Genomic DNA, 18,071 nt, shown 5'->3' with positions numbered 1-18,071 from the left:
GGCAGCAGCCGATCAATCGAGGTACACAAACTCATTCAGGCGGAACAACGACCGGATGTACGCCCGCCAGGATTCGTGTTCGAGCTGATCCGACGGGAGACCCTGCTCGCGCAGCAGCTCCCGGGATCGTGCGAGGAATTCCCGCGCGGCGGCGACCTCCTCCGTGCCTGCCGGCCGCGCGAAGAGCAGCTCGCCCGCAAACCGAATCCGATCAGGTTCGCCCTGGCGATCGGCCATGACGCGCTCGGCGACGAGCCGCGACTGCTCATGCACGAACGGATCATTCAGGAGGTAGAGCGCCTGCAGCGGAGTTGTGCTCGTCGTTCTCGCCGGCGTGCTCGTCGAGGGATCGGCGCCATCAAATATCGCCAGATACGGATGCCGCTGGATGCGCTGCGTCATCAGATACACGCTGCGATGCCGGCTGTCGTAGACCGCCTTGAACGGATTGTGCTGCGTGAAGCCCCACGTATGCTCCGGGGGGAACGGATGCGGTCCCGCCGGCGAAAGATCAAGATTTCCCCCCAGCACCAGCAGCGTGTCGCGAATCGACTCGGCATCGAGCCGCCGCCGCGGAAAACCGGCCAGCCATTCGTTCGCGGGATCCTGCGCAATCGCTTGCACATCGCGGTCCGCAGCCTGCCGGTAGGTGCTCGACAGCATGATCAGACGCTGCATCGACTTGATCGACCACCCCCCGTCGCGAAAACTGGCGGCAAGATCGTCGAGCAGTTCCGGATGCGTCGAAGGCTTGCCCTGCCTGCCAAAATCGTTGGGCGTCGGCACGAGGCCGCGGCCGAAGTGCTGCTGCCAGATCCGATTCGCCATGACCCGTGCGGGAAGCGGGTTGTCGGCGGCGAGAATCCAGTCCGCCAGTTCGACTCGCCCGCTCGACCGGCAGTTCTCCGGCAGCTCCTGGCCCCCGAGCACCGAAAGGAATCGTCGATGGACGACGTCCCCTGTCCGGGTCGGATCGCCCTTCAATTGCACCGCCGCATCGTCGAGAGCCCCAGCGTCGGCGACGGCGTAAGCCGTTTCAAAGGGTGCGGGGCGATCCCGGTGCTCCCCGGCGGCGAGCTCGGCTTCCATCAGCGTTGCTTCGATGCTCTTCCTTTCCCCCTCCGGGGCCTTCTTCAGCCGGTTTCTGAGAGTGTCGACTTCGGCGTCGAGTCGAGATTGCTCCTTCGCCCGCGCAGCCAGCGCCTCCCGAGCCTCGTCCTGTTTTTCCGGGGAAGCAAGCACCACAAAGTCTCGCTGACGCTTGTCGAGCTCGATCCCCGGCCAGGGATACCGCGTGCTCTGAAAAATACCGTAGAGGCCGTAATAGTCCCGCGTCGTGATCGGATCAAATTTATGGTCGTGGCACCGGGCGCAGCTCAAAGTCATGCCGAGAAAACTGCGGCCCAGATTGTCGAGCGTGTCTTCAATCGTCAGATGCTGCGGATAGTCGTCGACGCGCGAGCCGAACCGTCGGGCATTGGCGATGTATCCGGTCGCGACGATTCGCTGGAAACGTTCCTCGTCGGTCGCTCCGCCGCGCAGGTCACCCGCAAGCTGATCTCGAACGAACTCGTCGTAAGGCAGATCGCGGTTGAAGGCGTCGATCACCCAGTCCCGGTAACGATGCATCTGAGGGATCGGGTAGTCGGAATTGTCCCCGGCGGTATCCGCATAGCGGACGACGTCGAGCCAGTGCCGCCCCCAGCGCTCGCCATAACGGGGCGAAGCCAGCAGCCGCTCGACGACGCGCGAATAGGCCTCGGCCGAATCATCCGCAAGAAACGCCTGCTGCTCCTCCAGCGTCGGCGGCAGCCCGATCAGGTCGTACGTTGCGCGGCGCAGGAGAACTCGCTTGTCGGCGGCCGGGGCAGGCTGCAGCCCGCGCTCCTCCAGTTTCGCCAGAATAAAGCGGTCAATGTCATTGATGGGCCAGGCGGCGTTTCTGACCGTCGGGACCGCCGGCCTGACCAGCGGCCGCAGGGACCAGAATTCCCGCGCGGCGGCCACGTCGATCTGTTTGCCGATGAACTTCGTGGCGGTTACGCGCGGGTCGGGCGCCCCCATTTTGACCCAGCGTTCGAGATCGGCGATTTCCGTCTCCGTCAGCTTCCCGTCCGGAGGCATCTGCAGGTCGGTATTTGTATAACGGACCGAGTCGATCAACAGGCTGTGCTCGGGATCGCCCGGCACAACCGCCGGCCCGGTGGCCCCTCCCCGGCGAATCGTCCCTCGCGAATCAACCAGCAGTTCCCCCTGCAACTCCTTCGACTCCGCGCTGTGGCATTCGTAGCAATGCTGCACCAGCAGCGGCCGGATTCGTTTCTCGAAGAATGCAAGTTCGTCGTCGTTCAGCGGCGCGTCGCGGCTTCCGTCGTGTCGGCCGCGCCACAGCTCGATTCCCGAGAAGTTCGCGGCGCCGCCCCGGCTGGTGACGACAATCCTGCCGTCGCGGGATTCCGCATACCACGGGCCGAGTCTCTGCCAATGTCCTGCCTTTCCGCTGTTGTAACGCGCCTCAACCTGACGCTCATTGACGGCGATCGCATAGGTTTCCGGGTCGTTATCCTCCCAGACGTAAAGGAAGACCGTGTAAGTCCCGGGAGCCAGGTCCGTCAGTTCGACGCGGTTGCCCCCCCAGCGGCTGCTGCGGATCATCTTCGCCCGCTCGGGATCGGTCGACGGAACGAGCGGGACATTCTGACTCTCGAATGCCTTGTCCTGGCAGACGTAATGCCCGGAATCGCGCCCCTCCCACGCGTGCCCGTCGATCGTAACGTTGGGGCCGTTCAGATTCAGGCCGCGAAAAAACGCGGGAGGCTCCGCACGACTCAAACTCACCGCGAACAGCAGGGACGCCATCGCAACACACAATCTAAGCAGACGCCGACTCGTCATGACCGCACGCACGGATGCCCGGCGCAGCGTCGATTTCGCATTCGTCTCTGGCGCCAGGACTGTCATTGTTACCTCGCGATCCCGGGGGATCTGCGAACTTCGCCACGCCCCCCCTCTTCGACCACATCTATCTGAGATCTCAGTTGCCGTCAACGGCGTCGCATCGTTCGACGGAGTTTCCTGCGGCGTTTGGACCGGACCTGTCCTTGTTTTAAGGAGAACTCCGCGCGGCCGCCCTCGGTCTGACCGGAACCTGTAAAATCGCCGGCCCCTCATCCCGGCCCGCCACTCGCAATGCCGTCAGCCGCGATGCTCTTCAAGGGCGTTCGATCGATCGCACGGTGAGCCCTTATCGGGGCGATTGCGATGACAACAGGTACTGCTTGCCGAAATCGAGATGCTGGTCCAGGAGACGTGCGGCTTCGGACGGCTCGCCGCTGCGAACCGCCACGAAAATCTCGACGTGCTCCCGCACCGCGTCGCTCAGTCGGCCGGGCGATTTCGACATCACCCGGAAAATCAGGCGATGCATTTTCTCCCGGTGCTGCACCAGGCAGTCGATGATCGCCCGATTGCCGAATGCCTCGCAGAGCAGCAGATGAAACTCCGTGTCGAGCTCGACCAGCCGTCCGACGAGCTCCCGCGAGGCCGCCGCCGACTGCTGCCGGAGATTGCGCTCGATCGCCTGCAGATCCCGGTCGCTCAGTTTTCCGGCAATCGCCTGGACCACATACGTTTCCAGCGCTTTCCGCAACTCGAACTGATCGGCGGCTTCCGCGATGGACAACTCGCGAACCACGATCCCCTGCTGCGGCGAAACCGCCACAAACCCCTCCTGTTCGAGCCGCTCCAGCGCCGCCTTGACCGGCGTTTTGCTCATCCCCAGCAGGGCGGCCAGTTGCCGTTCTGACAGAAAATCGCCAGCCGCAAATTCGCCGCTCTGAATGTGCTGCTTGATGTCGGCGTAGGCCCGGTCTTTCAGCAGGCCCTTGTCGGGAGTTACGACGGTCACGGGATCCTCGCGCAGGGGAATTCGCACCATTGCCGGCCCGCCGGCGGCCGGCGGGGGAATCGCCCGAGTCTATCTGAGATCTCAGCGCGACTCAAACGAGCCTCGCCGGACTTCGCAGACCGGACTGTGCGGCGGCCGCCGGTTCTCCGTGCAACAAGGCTGCACGGAGATTCCGGGAAACGCAAAAACCCCTTGTTTCCAAGGGGTTTCGCAGCGGGAGGTAGGCCCGGCCAGACTCGAACTGGCAACCAAAGGATTATGAGTCTCGCCAACCCGACTCAACTGCGGTTCTGTATCTATTGACCGTCGTCGCTCAATAGAAGGCAGGGTTTGCAGTTGCGTCGTTTCTTGTCAGGATAGGCGGGTGTTATGTCGGGTTGCGGAGAATCCTCAATTCGGCGTCGGTGAGACATGGGCGCTGACTAACTGGTCGGCGACAATGAGGCCACGGGTTCCGGGGCGGGTTCGAAACCGCCCCGGATGAAAACGGCCGGCCGGTCTGTGCGGACTACTCCCCGCATGGCCGGCCGGCGACCCGCTTCAGGAGTAGAGCGATGGGAACTGAATACGAAGATGGGACCGTATGCCGGTTCGTCACTTCGAAAGAACTTCGAAAGGCAAAGGAAGAGCACGAAGAGCGAATGAAATTGCGGCGGGCAGCAGAAGTTCCGATCCCGTCTTGGTGGGCTCGAAACATCGCTGCAAGCGGCAGCGGCGGTTCTGGTGGCCAAATACGGTTCAATGCCCCTCCCGAACAGATTGACGATCCTGGATCGTTCGAACGCTGGCTCCGATGGCACGCGAAAACGTTCGACGAAGAGGCGGCACGCGAGCACGAACAACCATCGCCCCGCGGGAACTCGCTCATTCTGGCAATGCGTCGTGACGTCGTCGCGACGAATGCAGACCTGATGCTCTCGCATGCATTCGGCCTGGATCACCTGATTCCGCGATTGAATGGCATAGAGTTCAATTCGAGCGCGGAGGGGGCCGCAGTCTACTTGCGGTCTGTGCTGAAAGTGGTTCGAAAACGGCTGATGAAGGCTGCGAACTCGCGACAGGCTCAGAAATCCCAAGATCAGCAGAATGGATCGCTCGAATCGTCAAACGTGGAACTGCTGGCCAAATGGATTCTCAAGACTTTGGGGAATCTCCCAAAGAATCGGACCATCAATGGCAGTCTTTCGAGCTGGAAGGTTGCCGGGAGTAATTCAGGCGTTGGTGATCCGACTACCAGAAAGCGAGCCCTGGAAACGATTCTTGACCGGAAACTCGGGCGAATGAACGAAGAGTGGCCAGCGCTATTTCGCGGATACTCCGTCGAGGAAGCAATCAATGAAGTAAAAAACGCACTGCATCGACTGAAAAGCGGAGAGTCTCAGACTAATTCTCAGACTTCAAAACAATGAGACTTTCCGCAAGGTCTGTCGTGTCCATTTGATGCGACTCAAATTGCTTTCCCGGCCCGTGGTCATCTCTGCAATCTTCGTTTTACTGCACCCATCAGACCTGCGAACGACTCGCAGCGACTGATGGGGAGCGAAGAATTGCCGCAGTTCACGTTTGATCTTGAAGAGCTAAAGCCAGTCATCGAAGCGGCGATAAATGCCACGATGAACCGTGTGGCGTCGTCCGGGCTCATCGGCGGGACCGGCGGCGACGCGGAGCGGATTGCGTTCGGTGAGGCCGAAGCTGCAGCGTTGATCGGACTGCCGCGGACTGCACTTCGCGATGCCCGCTTGCGTGGTCTGGTCCGGCCGGCAAAGGTCGGAAAGAGGTTCCTCTACCCTCGCCAAATGCTCATTCGTCTCGCGGCCGGGCTCCCCCCTGAATCAGACTTGCGTCCCGTCCCCGTCGATGCTGATTTCCGAACCGACTCGCGGAAATCAGGGGAATCTTCGGCGGGGACGGTTTCTTCCTCCCGCAAGCGAAAGGGGGCGAAGTGATCGCTCCCGAACAGATCCCAGTTCGAAGGCTTGTCTACAACTCCCTTGCCAGGATCATCGCTCCCGGTCAGGTGTTCGAGGTGCGGGCACTCAACTGTAAAAACGCCAGTGGAAAGGGCAGGCCACACGCGCGACGCGGGTACTTCGATTCCGATCATCTCTCTGAGGCCGCGGCCGAGGCTGCCAAGCTCACGGAGTTGACCAGCAGGGGCGGATGGGGAGCCGATGGCGTCTATCTTACCCTTAACCCTCTCAATCCCGATTTGCTCGCACGGTGCAGTAATCGCGTTGATTTCTCGAATGACGGGGATGCTTCAGGGGACTGCCATGTCCTGAATCGCCGCTGGCTCTTTCTCGACGTCGACCCGAAGAAACCAATCAGCGGAGTGTCGGCTTCAGACGAGGAACACAAAGCCTCCGAAGTAGTCGCGAAGGCGGCGCTCAGTTCGTTTCGCGATGAGTATGGATTCTCGCCTCCAGCGATCATCGCCGATTCGGGAAACGGCTGGCATCTCATCTGGCGTGTCGACATGCCGAACGACGAAGCGTCTTGCAAGCTACTGAAGTCGTTTCTGAGGTCAGCGAATAAAGCGTTCGGGAACTCTCAGGCTGAAATTGACGCGAAGACTTTCAATGCCAGCCGCATCTGCAAGTTATACGGGACATTCTCACGCAAGGGGGACCACACAGAGGCCCGGCCGCATCGGCAGTCGAGAATCGTTCGATTTGTCGAGAATCCAGAGTTGCTTTCGCCCGATGTGATTGCCGATTTCGTCAGAAAGAACCCCGTCGAAGATGAGAATCCGAACGGATCGAATCGGCCAAGGCCAGCGGTGGGAAGCTCCCCATCTGGTGAGCGACGGTCCGGCGGAATGACGATTGAGGAACGGGCAGCGAAGTATCTCTGGAAGATCGCGCCTTCGATTCAGGGAGAGCATGGGAGCGGTCAGTTACGTCGTGCTGCGATTGTGCTGGTTCGCGGATTCTCGCTGGCAGTCGAAAGGTCTGTCGAGATCATCATGCCGTGGAATGCCACGTGCAAGCCGCCGTGGTCGGAGCATGAGCTTCTGCATGCGATGGAGCGGGCAAAAGAGAACGCCATAGAAGATTTCGGATACCTGCTGGCTGTCCAGATCGAACGCGACGGGGTGACGCGAGAGCAGGCGGCGTCGGTTGAGTTCGGCCCGTTCGATGGTACGACAGCAGCAACGGCAGCGGGAAATCAATCATCCGGATTGATTTCCGTCTTGATCACCACTGAAGAGCATGAGGCCGTTGCCCGGGTCAGCTCGAATCTGCACAGACTGCCGGGCATTTATCAGCGAGGCGGACGCCTAGTTCGGGTCATCGAAATATTCGGTTCAGAGCATGGCATTGATCGGTTCGGCACCCCAGCCGTTCAGGATTATCCCCAATCGGTGCTTCGAACGGACGTGACGAAGATCTGCGACTTTGTCAAAGAGAAGCAGAGCAAAGACGGGCCGATCCTGAAGAGCGTTCATTCCCCTCAGTGGCTTATTCGGTCCGTTGCCGAACAAGGCGTTTACGAAACAGTTCGACGGTTAAGGGGCGTGGTTCCATTCCCCTGCATCCTGCCGGATGGGTCGATCCTGAAGGAACCTGGATACGACCAGAATTCGGGATTGCTGCTGACGGCTCGTGTTTCGTTGCCGGAGATTCCGGAAGAACCGACGCGAGAACAGGCCGTTGCCGCGGCCGATGCCCTGATGGCCGTGGTGTGTGACTTTCCATTCGTCAGCCGCGACCATGCGTCAGTCTGGCTGGCACTGGTTCTTACGCTCGTCAGCCGATTCGCATTCAGCGGCCCGGCCCCGCTGTTCCTTTTCGACGCATCAACGGCAGGGTCCGGGAAGTCTCTGTTGACCGACCTGGCAAGCCTGATCGTTATGGCGGTTTCCGCTCCGAAGTTTGCCAACTCGACCGACGATGACGAAATGCGGAAGCGAATCACTGCCATCGCAGCGGCCGGCGATTTGATGGTTGTGATCGACAATATCAGCGGTTCGTTCGGAACCCCATCCCTTGATGCTGCAATGACGGCAGACACGGTGAAAGACAGGTTGCTGGGGCGAAGCGAGATCGTCAGTTACCCGTTGAACTGGGTTGTCTCCGGGACCGGTAACAACTGTCAGGCCAACGGGGACATGAAGCGGAGGATTGTTTACTCGCGTCTTCAACCAGCGGAAGAAAACCCCGAAGATCGATCCAATTTCAAATTCCCAGACGTCCGTTCTCACGTCCTTAAGAATCGCCCATCGCTCCTGGCTGCCGCGTTGACCATCGCTCGTGCGTACATCGCGGCAGGGAGACCGAAACTCGGACTGCAACCGATGGGGAGCTATGAAGCGTGGGGGAGTCTCGTTCGTAATGCCGTGGTGTGGGCAGGGTGGCCTGATCCAGTGTTGACCCGAAAACAGTTCGCGGCGATGTCTGACCCCCAGGCGACGGCCCTGGCAGAGCTGCTGGAGGGGTGGAGTGCTGTCGACCCGGAGAATTCTGGACTCACAGCCGCGGAGATTCTTCGCTCCATCGAACGATACCCCCTCGCAGGGGAGATGATCAGCCTTGCCTTGCAGGAGCTGTGTTCAACCCCATCAGGGAAGCTGCCGAGCGCCCGACAAGTCGGGAACAAGCTGAAGTCGATCCGCGGCCGTGTCGTGAACGGGAGAAAGCTCGAAGGGTTTATCAATCGGACGAAAACGCAGGTTTGGAGAGTTGTCGACGCAACATCTGGACGTTTGCCAACTGCAGGTTCTGCAGGGTCTGAAGGCATGGTTTATCCCCAAGCTGAAATCGATATGGGGGAAGAAGAGAAATGGGACCGGGGTGAAAGTGCCCCCGCAGATCCTGCAGACCCTGCACTGAGATTCGATCCGAACGAGTTCGCCGATCAGTTGGAAGGATTCTGAAAATGCCCGCGACGGTCAACGAAATTTCCAATTTGTTCCAGTTCAGGGAAAAACCTGAGGACATTTTCCGGGATTACGACGTGCCAACTGATGTCCGCCTGCTGATTGACGCTGTGACGGGCACGGTCCGCGATGGGGAGCCCCAGCACGTTCCGACCTTCCGGCGACTGACTCCGCGGCAACTCGTCTGGCTGCGGGCGTACGGCGGATCCGGTCGGCTGGGAATTGCCTGCCGGGCTGCGGGAGTGTCCTGGAAGGCTCACGGCTCCTGGCTGAAGCACAACCCCGACTTTCGGGACGCATTCGAACTGGTCCGGCTGGATCTGGTCCAGCGACTGGAGAACGTCGCCCTGGCTCGCGTGTTCTCGCCGGAAAAGTGCTCTGACCGGTTGTTGATTTTCATGATGAAACGACTCGACAAGATGGCGGATCGATCCGCCAAAAGTGGGGAGCAAGAGCGATGACGACAGCGACCATGCAACCGGCCCGGACCGATTCGAGCACTGCGAAACCGATAGCTGCGGCCCCCGTGCGGCGGAAGGCCGGCCGGCCGCGGTCCAGCCTGGAGACGGCCGCGAAACGACGGGCGTTCCTGAAGACGATCTGCATCGTTGGCGAGATCAAGAAAGCGGCCCGCATCGTCGGGATTTCCGCATCGGCTCATCGCTACTGGATGAAGTCGGAGCGATATCGGCAGGCGTTCGCCAAAGCTCAAAAGCGGTACGTGCGTCGGATCGAAGACGAGGCCATCCGCCGGGCTTTGGAGGGTACTCAACAGTGGCTCATCGGCCCGGATGGTCAACCGCTCCTGGACGAGATCACCGGGCGACCGAAATTCCGGCTGATTCATTCCGATCTGATGCTCTGCCGGTTGCTTGCGGCTCACGACCCGTTCTATGGCCGTCTGTCGGGCTTCGGTCGGGTGACGTCTCGTGAGCTGGAGAACATCGAAGAATTCGCCCGGCGATGGCCGGAGCACCTGGAGCGTCACCGGGAAAGGCTGATGGTCCTGCTGTTGACCGGCCGGCCGATGCTCCCTGAATCGGCGGAGATCAGACCCCCGAAAGGGTTCACGTTCTGGGATGAAATCCCGTCCGTCCGTCAGTCAGCGGATCAACAATCCGATGGGAACCGGAATAACCAAGTCGAGAAGTGAATCAATCCCGCAGCGTGTTTCGTGTTAGTCGCGATGAGCGGCAAGGCCTCACCCGATGGCCGACGGGATGAGGTTCAGAACAACAGGCCAGGAGGTTGCGTCATGGCAACGATGGTGAGATCAGTTTCGTTCATGGAGCAGACCGTTGGCGGCGGCGGAATGCGGGTTGACCGCGATGCCGGCGTCATTCGAAACGTTCGCGTTCTCGGGAAGGAATCTCGCAACGGTCGCACGTACTCCGAAGCTGCGATGAGTCAGGCCGCGAAGTTGTACGAAGGCGTCCGGGTCAATATCGACCACCCGGACCGCAGCAGACCGAAACAGGAACGCGGGTTCGCTGAACTGGTCGGCACGCTGCGGAATGTCCGCCGGAACGATGAAGGCATTCGGGCCGATCTGCACATCGCGAAGTCGCATCCGATGGCCGATCTGATTTTCGAATCGGCCGAACGCTGGCCGGAGAACTTCGGGTTGTCCCACAACGCGGAAGGGGACACGTCGCCCGATGGCCGGATTGTCGAGAGCGTCAACTCGGTGCGGTCGGTCGATCTGGTCTGCCGGCCGGCGACGAACAAAGGCTTGTTCGAAAGCGTCGGCATCGACACTCCGGCGGCGTTGGAGCTGGAGTCCCAGGTCTATGAGATCGTCCGTTCGTCGACGCTGACGATTGAGGAAAAGTTGGAAGAGATTCTGAAGCTCCTGAAGGTCATGGAACGCAACCGGACTGACGGTCAGAACCCGTCTCCCGTCTCGGAGTCGATGGGTCACATGACGCCGATGCAGCGTCGCGTCTGGCAGTGGAATCAGGAGAGGTCGCGAGCGTTGAGAGAGCATTTGCAGGAGCAGCGCAGGGATCACCTGGAGGAATCCGACGCCGATTACGACACCAGCATGGAACGGCTCCGGCAGCGATTCGGGGCGTCGAAGTCGAGTTCCGATGAAGGCCGCGAGCTGGCCGAAGGCATGGCCGCATTGCGTGAGAGCTTCGGCAAGAAGTAGTTCGTTCGTTCGTAAACACCCGGCGGCATTCCCCCTGCCGCCGTTCCCGTCACCCTTTGGAGATTGTGAGCAATGACGACGCAGAGTGCGATTGAAGACGACATCGACGCCGAACGCGAAAGCCTGGAGGAAGTCCTGCAGGACGTCAAACAGCAGGAAGAGGCCGAACTGGAGGAAGCGAAGCGGCTGAAGCTCGTCATTCTCCGGGATAAGAGGAACCCCGGTGCATCACAAAACGAACTGCGGCAACGGGCAATAAAGCGACTGCTGGAATCGATTCAGCCGGAGACGTTTGCCGAGGTGACGGAGTCGCAACGGCGGTTCCGTCAGGAGTTCCTGGAGGCGGAGCAGTCCGGACCGCTGATGAACGCCATCAATAACGCACGGGCCGCTGTCGAGCGGTGCGAGGAAGAGCGGCGGGCGGCGAGCGTGAAGCTGGCCGCTCTGGAAATGCAACTTGAACAGCAACTTCAGAATGCGGAATCGATTCCGCCCGATGAGGAGCAGAAGCTATTCGCCGAAATGAGTCAGCATCGATTCACGATTCAGAACTTCGATGTGAAGTTGAGAATCCTGCGGCAGAAACAGGAAGACGCGGAAAAGGAGTTGCCGGAACTGCGTAGCCGAATCTTCAGTGAGACTCACGCGAAGTTCTCACGCGAGATTCGCGAAACGATGAAGGATGCCGAGGCCAAGCTCTGCGAGATCATCTTCACGGAGGAAGTAATCTCTCTGTTGAACACCTACGCGACGGCTGCGGATCAGTGGAGGTTCTTCGGTCCGGCAATCGCATACATGATGATGCAGGTTCAGCAGGAGGGACCAATCGGCGGTCTGAGGCACGTTTGGGGCGATTGGCGACCGACAGACCATGTCATCGGTGCGACCCAAAACATTAGCAGTGGCGGCGGCGGATCGATGGGCGGACTTGGCCGCGATTACAAGGATTCCCAGGGTGGAGCGTTTGGCGGCGGCGGTCCGCTCGACAAATTCCAGTTCAGCGGGAATCTCTGATGGTCCCCACTCTGCAGGAACTGGCCCGCGAACTTCGATCCTCAGAGCAATCGGGGATCGAACGATTCGACTGCGCTCTCGAACTGCGGCGAGTCTTGCGACGACTGCAGGCCGCGAGCGTCAGTCAGGGACGGCCACTGACAGTGCTGGAGAGCGTGCTTTTCCATCTGGCGGAAATCGCCATTGACGAGAGTCTGACGGAACAAAGCGGACTGGCTGAACGCTCGAATCGGTCCGCACGTCTCGCGGAAGAATGCCTGGCAATCCTTCAAGGCGACGGGCGATGAGTGAGACGGAAGCAATTGGTGATACGTGGGTGCGAATGTCGGACCGTGGACGCGAGCGAGGAAAGGCGTTGCCCGATCCGACACCCGCAGAAATCGCGGCAACCTGTCGCGAGATCCAAGCGGAATGGACACCCACTGAAGAACGAAGGCGACGGGCGATTGATTCCCCGTCGTGGCACGTTCGGCAAATCGGCGACCGACCCAACAATCAAGAATAGAGGACTGATCATGGTGGCGTTCAATTCGGCAGGCGGCGACGGTGCGAGCATGGGCGACGACCCGCCCGATGGGGAGCAGGAATCGCTGTCGGTCCGCGATCACTTCCTGCGGTTTCAGGAGCGACTGGCGGAGATCCTGGAGCAGACTCGGGAATCGCAGTCGACGCTCCGGGAGTGTCAGCAGAAATCAAAGCTGACGCTGCCGGATGAGTATCGGAACAATCCCGCGTTTGCGGACGTTGTTCGATGCTTCGACCTGCAAGCGGAGCAGGCACAACAGAGCATGGCCTTTGCGATTAACTCATCCGCGACACTCGAATCCTGGCTGCTCTGCGTTCGGGCGTTGTTCAAGACGATGGACCCTCACATTTCCTGACGGTCCCCAGTTCGGGCGATGCGTCTTCACTCATTCACAAACAGAAGGTATTCACGATGAGCGCAGGTGCTCAAACAATCCGGGACGTTCTCATCCGCATCGGCCTGCAGACCAATAGTTCGGGCTTCTCGGCTCCCGACTTGCGGAAGGTCGAACGGGAGGCGAACGACGCAACCGCGGCCGTTGAGAAGCTCAACACGGCATTGAAGAGCGGCGGGTCAGCTCGCGCCGCGGGCGGAACTTCATCGCAGCGGGCTCCCGACGTGTTCGCCGGCCTGGATCTGGGGACGAATCGGTACAAAGACCAGATCACCCGGCAGGGGCGGTTCAATCAGCAGATTCTGCAATCGGACGAACTTGTCCTGAAACGGTCTGAGACCATCGCGAAGTCCGCCGATGCTGCCGAGAGGGCGAATCGGAAGCTGATCGATTCCGAGCGGGCATCGCTGGAGATTTCGAATCAGCGGGCGGAAGCGACGATGATCTTGGCGAATGCGGGAATGAAGCTCGCCCGCGGGGTGGCGTTCGTCACGGCCGCGAACGAAGCCGAATATCAGTCGATGCTGAAGACGATTGCCCAGGCTCAAGGGTACTTCGACATCTTCACCGGCATCATCGACGGGTACAAAGCCTACATCGCCTTCAGCAAGGTGGCGACGGCCGCGAAGCTGATTGAGGCCCGAGCGACCGACACCCAGACCGCGGCAGAGATCCGACTGGCCGTCGCGAAACGTGCATCAAGCGTAATCGGCATCGGCGGCATCGCGATTGCGGCCGTAGCTGCTGCCGGATACGGAGCGTACAAGCTTGGGCAGGGTCTCTACAACGAAAGCGAGATGGGGACTCGCCGGCGATTCGATGCCGAGCGGAGAAACAGGGCGCTCGCCTACGGTTCAGAGGAAGCGACGGCGGATCGGAACGCGAGAGGATCAGAGGCGATTTCGCGGTTGCTGGACGCGGTCGAAGGGCGAGCTGCCAGCGGCCGGAACATTCGTGCGGCGATGATGTCCGGCCCGCGAGCGATGATCGGCTACGATCAGGCGTTGGCCGGCCTGGCACACGATCAGCGAGCATCAACGGAGATTCTGCGGTCCGACAGACTGGTGGGGAGCCCCCAGCAGACGAATTCGGAAATCGCACAGCGGGAACTGAAGGTTCAGGAACTGGCCCTGCAGTTCGAACAGGAAAAGCAATCCGTCTACCAGAAGCAACAGGCAGCCTTGCAACAACAGCTCGACACGTCACTCTCCCTGAAGCAAGCTGCCGTTGAAACGCTCCGGGCTGAAGAGAATCGGTATCGATCGCTGGAGGCGTCCCTTGGCCGGATGTCTGCGGGTGAGGCGAGTCGGTTGAAGACCATCGGGGAGAAGGTGCAGGCCGGCGGGAAACTGTCGCGGTCCGAAGCGGAATTCCTGGAGCGGTCCGGGATCGGCGGGGCACAAGCCGAATCGTACTTCGTGCAGGAAGGCCGCAAGCGAGGGGCCGGCGGGATTCTGGCGGCATTCGGCGAGAACCGGGGACTGCAGGCCGCACAGACGAACCTGCAAGACTTCTCAACCGGGGAGGCGGCGAGAGCTGCAACCCAAGCTCGTGAAATGCTGGAGAAGGTGGAGAAGTCCATCGCGAAATCGTTCGAAGCCGAGGCACAGCTTTTCGGCCGCATCCTGAACTACGCGGAAGCGAGTGCGGCGGAGCAGGCCAAACTGGAACAGCGGGTGAGCAAGATCGAAAACGGACCGCTGGGGAACCCGTTCAAGTAGTCGCATCGGATGAAGAATCCGAAGGGAATCCGGCATTCCACTGTGGGAACGCGTGGTCTGCCGGCCCGTGTCGCGGAGGAGTCTCATCTGCAGCGCCTTGCGTTTGCTCAGAATCGCAATGAGGCTGTAAGCGGAAGTGATCGGTCTGTCCGTCAAGTACCCAACGAAAGGCACCGCCATGCACGCTCGAATCCTACTGTTTGCGGTTCTGTTAGCTGGTTGCAGCAAGGCGTCTCCTGATATTGCTCCAGTGAAACGGGCCGAAGCGACAGAGGTTTCCGATAGCAACATCATTCCGACCGGCGATGCACCGCAGCAACGCAGCATGCCGGAATCAAAGAGACTGAACCTCAATGAAATCACGGCAAAGGCGTCTGCCTGGCGGCAATTGGTGACCGATGAGGAATTCGAGCGTCAGGACAGACAATTCACGATCAACCTCGGGAGAATGTCAGAGGGCGATGCCGCATGGATCACAGCAATTTCCGAGAAGATGAAGTCGGGGCAGGATCTGACTTGGGACGAAGCGAGGCACGCACTTGCGGCGTTTGGTCGCCCAATCGAGAAGCTCGATTACCACATAGTTAGACGTGCCGAGGAGATTGGAGCATCGGAAGTGCTCGATAGACTTGAAGAGAATTCGATGGATATCAGGGTGCTCTTTCGGTTTGTCATGCTGTCTGAAGTCGACGACAAGGAGCTGCGTCGCATCGCAATTCTGCCCGAGTTGACGGCGGACGACGTATCAACGCTGCGACGCATCGGACTCGGGGAATCGAAGTTCGATCAATCGCAAAATCGCTAACTGCCAGACTTCTTTCTCTTCTTCGTTCCGCCAGCGATATCGTCAGCGGCGGCAAGCCCCATATCCCGAAGCCAAGTCCCCGTCGGTTGCCCGGCGGCAGCGGCGGCGGCGTCCAGTTTCGCCTTTTCGTCTTCAGTCATGCGAATTTGCAGGACGGCGGTTTTTCGCTCGCCCGCCATCGGCGGACGTCCGGCTGGTGACATTTTCAGAATCTCTCCGAATTCGTGTAATTACACAATTGACGCAACGCGTTGTAATGACATAATACGGGCGTCGGTCGGGAAATCAATCTCAGTTCAAGACACGGGGCGAATGATGACGGTCGAACAAATCCAGATCCGCCAGCAGCAGGCCGCAGTCAAGTTCGAAGTCGCGGCACAGATTCGCAAGCTCCTGGACGACGCGAAACGCGGATGGAACGGCGAAGAGGACTGGGACGACGTTGAGACGGAGATTCTTGAACTGGTCAGTGAGGACGAATAGACGACGTTGAGACACTCCCGCGGAGATTGGGCTCCGCGGGTTCCCTCCCGTTCGGCGAATGAGAGCAGCCGAGCGAGAGGATAAAGCGAGCGACCGGCCCGAGTTTTGGCGAACAAAGCCGGTCGCTCGCCCATCACCAATGGCCCCTTTTTTGAGAGGAAGGGACACATGGCTGGCTCCGATTCTAGGCAAAGGTACGTCCTTCGAACAGCGCAAACGAGAGGCTTCCTGCGGTGGACGGTCGGAAGATGGGAAGCCGCTGACAAGCTCCCGGAACCGACCTTCTACAAACTCTTCTGGGAACTCGCCGAAGCGTGGATGGCACGCATGCGGGACGATCTGCCGGCCGAACTGGCGGCGATTCGCTCACTTCGCAGGGTTGAGAACCGGGTTGGCGTTCGCGTCGATCTGCAGGCCAGCACGCCGGACCACGTCGTTATTCGCGAGTGGTCGCCGCGGTCCCAGGTGGGCGTCTGGCACATCTGGCCGGAGAGCTGGAATGGAAAGGGGGTGCGGGCATGATGACACCCGAGGAAATGAAAGCCGCCGCACGGCTGACGCTCCGCCAGTTCTACGATGCGTTTTACGACAAATCGGACCTGGAAGAAGGATCGAAGGGCAGAGCACATTACGAGATTCTGCGATGGGAGAGGCTGACTGAGAACCCGCCCATTGAGGACATCGACAATCAGACGGTTGAGCGGTTTCGATTTGAAATGCTGGAGCACGAGTACGCTCCCAGCACAATCAGTTCGACATGGACCGGGCTTCGGGCGATTCTCCGGCTGGCGTGTCCAGAACAGCTTGGAAATCCCCGCGGAATGGGCGTCATCACAAAATGCCCGTACATGAAACCCGTCAAAGAAGTGAGGGCACGTCCGCGGCGAGTTCCGTTGAACGATATCGGAGCGCTCTATCTGTCATGCGAGAACGCCACTTACCCGAGACCGGGATTCCCGCCTCGTGACTGGTGGCGGGCGTTGTTCGTCATGGCTTACTTCACCGGGATTCGCAAAGGCGATTTGCTGACGCTGAAGCGATCACAGATCGACCTTCGGGAGTCGCTACTCACGTTCAAGGCATCGAAGACGAGAAAGGAAGATACCTTCCCGCTGCACGAACTCGCGGTGATTCACCTCGAAAGGATCTGGTATCCCGAGCGCGAGCTGGTGTTTGCCGGAATGCACAAACTCGCAACCCGGTTTTATTCTCACCTGCACGACCTGGAGGAGAGGGCAGGAATCGCCGGAAAGCAGATGTTCGGACTGCACGACATCCGCAGAACCGCAGCAAGCGAAGTGCAGCGGGTTCGCCCTGGCATGGGGTCTGTGTTTCTTCAGCATGTTTCAACAACCGTTACCGGGTTGTACTACCTGAACGAGATAGAGGAACTGGAGGAAGCGATAAAGGGGATGCGTTTTCCTGAGGAATTCGCGACAGGGACGGCGGCTGTATCGCCAGTTCCAGTCGCTCCAAAACGCAGACCGCTGCCACCGGCGGCAGACCCCAAAGACTGGAGTTTCGTCGCCGGTGGGTTTCGCTATCAGAGAGGGCAATGGCATCGCATCACTGGGGAGTTGCTGCCAAGGCTCTTGAAGCTGCTCGTGGAAGCCGGCGAGCCGGTAACGATGCAGGAGATCTGCGAACACCTCCGAAAGCATCTGCCGGCAAAATCGATGAAAGGCAGCGTCCGCCAAGCAATCCACAAGCTGAGAAAGCTTCTCAGGGAATGCCTTCAACTCCCTTCGACAGTCGATCCAGTCGAGTGTGTTCATCGCGGTGAGGGGGGAGCGTGGGCTCTCTACATTCCGCCAATCGTCAGCAATGAACTCGTCAGCGTGGGGAGCGAAGCCGATGGGGAATAGCCGTCGACACTCAACGACCACGAAGCGGCGGATTCGCGAGGCCTGGCCGGTCTGCGCGTACTGCTCTCGTGACTACAAGCCGTTCATGTCCGGGCAATTCACCATCGACCACGTTGACCCGCTGTCGAAGGGCGGCGAACGCGGGTTGGCAAATCTGGTGGGTTGCTGCCGTTCCTGCAACGAGTCCAAGGGAAACCGGACTCCCCAGCAGTGGGCGGCGGACATCCTGTCATTTGAAGAGCGGCGGCAGGCTCCCGTGGCTATCGCTGGCGAGCTGTCCTGACGCATTCCATCACAACATCCCGGTCCGCGGATCGGATTCAAG

Annotated in this window: 17 protein-coding genes; 14 read left to right on the top strand and 3 right to left on the bottom strand. The window is 60.0% G+C overall.

The genetic code is table 11. From position 1 onward, the window contains the following. Positions 1–12 precede the first annotated feature (12 nt). On the bottom strand, positions 13–2,859 hold the full coding sequence (locus tag SH412_RS04810) for a PSD1 and planctomycete cytochrome C domain-containing protein (RefSeq protein ID WP_336522377.1): 2,847 nt from the start codon (positions 2,857–2,859) through the stop codon (positions 13–15). A gap of 385 nt (positions 2,860–3,244) precedes the next feature. Further along, complete coding sequence (locus SH412_RS04805) at positions 3,245–3,937, bottom strand: GntR family transcriptional regulator (RefSeq protein ID WP_336522376.1); 693 nt, start codon at positions 3,935–3,937, stop codon at positions 3,245–3,247. Between the two features lie 524 nt (positions 3,938–4,461). Here SH412_RS04805 and SH412_RS04800 point away from each other — a divergent pair. The 10 genes from SH412_RS04800 to SH412_RS04755 all read left to right on the top strand — a co-directional run bounded on the left by SH412_RS04800 (position 4,462) and on the right by SH412_RS04755 (position 15,398). After that, a complete protein-coding gene (locus SH412_RS04800) occupies positions 4,462–5,316 on the top strand; it encodes a hypothetical protein (RefSeq protein ID WP_336522375.1) in 855 nt (284 codons plus the stop codon). 533 nt (positions 5,317–5,849) lie between these two features. Then, on the top strand, positions 5,850–8,783 hold the full coding sequence (locus SH412_RS04795; RefSeq protein WP_336522374.1) for a hypothetical protein: 2,934 nt from the start codon (positions 5,850–5,852) through the stop codon (positions 8,781–8,783). 80 nt (positions 8,784–8,863) lie between these two features. Further along, a complete protein-coding gene (locus SH412_RS04790) occupies positions 8,864–9,247 on the top strand; it encodes a hypothetical protein (protein WP_336522373.1) in 384 nt (127 codons plus the stop codon). After that, a complete protein-coding gene (locus tag SH412_RS04785) occupies positions 9,244–9,939 on the top strand; it encodes a hypothetical protein (protein WP_336522372.1) in 696 nt (231 codons plus the stop codon). Before SH412_RS04790 ends, SH412_RS04785 begins: the two co-directional genes overlap by 4 nt. Positions 9,940–10,041: 102 nt before the next feature. Next, the gene (locus SH412_RS04780; protein WP_336522371.1) at positions 10,042–10,938 is read left to right on the top strand and encodes a hypothetical protein; all 897 of its coding nucleotides are present in this window, start codon (positions 10,042–10,044) and stop codon (positions 10,936–10,938) included. A 72-nt stretch (positions 10,939–11,010) separates the two neighbouring features. After that, on the top strand, positions 11,011–11,952 hold the full coding sequence (locus SH412_RS04775; protein ID WP_336522370.1) for a hypothetical protein: 942 nt from the start codon (positions 11,011–11,013) through the stop codon (positions 11,950–11,952). Next, complete coding sequence (locus SH412_RS04770; RefSeq protein WP_336522369.1) at positions 11,952–12,239, top strand: hypothetical protein; 288 nt, start codon at positions 11,952–11,954, stop codon at positions 12,237–12,239. Before SH412_RS04775 ends, SH412_RS04770 begins: the two co-directional genes overlap by 1 nt. Positions 12,240–12,467: 228 nt before the next feature. Next, a complete protein-coding gene (locus SH412_RS04765; protein ID WP_336522368.1) occupies positions 12,468–12,833 on the top strand; it encodes a hypothetical protein in 366 nt (121 codons plus the stop codon). Between the two features lie 56 nt (positions 12,834–12,889). After that, positions 12,890–14,593, top strand: coding sequence for a hypothetical protein (locus tag SH412_RS04760; protein ID WP_336522367.1), 1,704 nt, complete (start codon positions 12,890–12,892; stop codon positions 14,591–14,593). A gap of 178 nt (positions 14,594–14,771) precedes the next feature. Then, on the top strand, positions 14,772–15,398 hold the full coding sequence (locus tag SH412_RS04755) for a hypothetical protein (protein ID WP_336522366.1): 627 nt from the start codon (positions 14,772–14,774) through the stop codon (positions 15,396–15,398). On the opposite strand, the gene SH412_RS04750 is transcribed toward SH412_RS04755, so the two are convergent. Further along, positions 15,395–15,577, bottom strand: coding sequence for a plasmid mobilization protein (locus tag SH412_RS04750; RefSeq protein WP_336522365.1), 183 nt, complete (start codon positions 15,575–15,577; stop codon positions 15,395–15,397). The two genes, SH412_RS04755 and SH412_RS04750, sit on opposite strands and share 4 nt — an antisense overlap. A 133-nt stretch (positions 15,578–15,710) precedes the next feature. Between SH412_RS04750 and SH412_RS04745 the strand changes: the two genes are divergently transcribed. The 4 genes from SH412_RS04745 to SH412_RS04730 all read left to right on the top strand — a co-directional run bounded on the left by SH412_RS04745 (position 15,711) and on the right by SH412_RS04730 (position 18,029). Further along, complete coding sequence (locus tag SH412_RS04745; protein WP_336522364.1) at positions 15,711–15,881, top strand: hypothetical protein; 171 nt, start codon at positions 15,711–15,713, stop codon at positions 15,879–15,881. A gap of 327 nt (positions 15,882–16,208) precedes the next feature. Then, positions 16,209–16,403, top strand: coding sequence for a hypothetical protein (locus SH412_RS04740; protein ID WP_336522363.1), 195 nt, complete (start codon positions 16,209–16,211; stop codon positions 16,401–16,403). Continuing rightward, a complete protein-coding gene (locus tag SH412_RS04735; RefSeq protein ID WP_336522362.1) occupies positions 16,400–17,746 on the top strand; it encodes a tyrosine-type recombinase/integrase in 1,347 nt (448 codons plus the stop codon). Before SH412_RS04740 ends, SH412_RS04735 begins: the two co-directional genes overlap by 4 nt. Beyond that, positions 17,736–18,029 carry an HNH endonuclease gene (locus SH412_RS04730; RefSeq protein ID WP_336522361.1) on the top strand — a complete coding sequence of 98 codons (294 nt, stop codon included), beginning with the start codon at positions 17,736–17,738 and terminating at the stop codon, positions 18,027–18,029. Before SH412_RS04735 ends, SH412_RS04730 begins: the two co-directional genes overlap by 11 nt. Positions 18,030–18,071 lie beyond the last annotated feature (42 nt).

The organism is Planctellipticum variicoloris (assembly GCF_030622045.1).
Lineage (GTDB): Bacteria > Planctomycetota > Planctomycetia > Planctomycetales > Planctomycetaceae > Planctellipticum > Planctellipticum variicoloris.
Note: the sequence above shows the minus strand (reverse complement) of the source record. Positions and strands in the feature narration are given on the sequence as shown.

Coding starts and splice junctions, on each gene's coding strand:
- SH412_RS04810 (WP_336522377.1), bottom strand. CDS start 2,859: ATGGCGTCCCTGCTGTTCGCGGTGAGTTTGAGTCGTGCGGAGCCTCCC.
- SH412_RS04805 (WP_336522376.1), bottom strand. CDS start 3,937: ATGGTGCGAATTCCCCTGCGCGAGGATCCCGTGACCGTCGTAACTCCC.
- SH412_RS04800 (WP_336522375.1), top strand. CDS start 4,462: ATGGGAACTGAATACGAAGATGGGACCGTATGCCGGTTCGTCACTTCG.
- SH412_RS04785 (WP_336522372.1), top strand. CDS start 9,244: ATGACGACAGCGACCATGCAACCGGCCCGGACCGATTCGAGCACTGCG.
- SH412_RS04780 (WP_336522371.1), top strand. CDS start 10,042: ATGGCAACGATGGTGAGATCAGTTTCGTTCATGGAGCAGACCGTTGGC.
- SH412_RS04775 (WP_336522370.1), top strand. CDS start 11,011: ATGACGACGCAGAGTGCGATTGAAGACGACATCGACGCCGAACGCGAA.
- SH412_RS04770 (WP_336522369.1), top strand. CDS start 11,952: ATGGTCCCCACTCTGCAGGAACTGGCCCGCGAACTTCGATCCTCAGAG.
- SH412_RS04765 (WP_336522368.1), top strand. CDS start 12,468: ATGGTGGCGTTCAATTCGGCAGGCGGCGACGGTGCGAGCATGGGCGAC.
- SH412_RS04760 (WP_336522367.1), top strand. CDS start 12,890: ATGAGCGCAGGTGCTCAAACAATCCGGGACGTTCTCATCCGCATCGGC.
- SH412_RS04755 (WP_336522366.1), top strand. CDS start 14,772: ATGCACGCTCGAATCCTACTGTTTGCGGTTCTGTTAGCTGGTTGCAGC.
- SH412_RS04750 (WP_336522365.1), bottom strand. CDS start 15,577: ATGGCGGGCGAGCGAAAAACCGCCGTCCTGCAAATTCGCATGACTGAA.
- SH412_RS04745 (WP_336522364.1), top strand. CDS start 15,711: ATGATGACGGTCGAACAAATCCAGATCCGCCAGCAGCAGGCCGCAGTC.
- SH412_RS04740 (WP_336522363.1), top strand. CDS start 16,209: ATGCGGGACGATCTGCCGGCCGAACTGGCGGCGATTCGCTCACTTCGC.
- SH412_RS04735 (WP_336522362.1), top strand. CDS start 16,400: ATGATGACACCCGAGGAAATGAAAGCCGCCGCACGGCTGACGCTCCGC.
- SH412_RS04730 (WP_336522361.1), top strand. CDS start 17,736: ATGGGGAATAGCCGTCGACACTCAACGACCACGAAGCGGCGGATTCGC.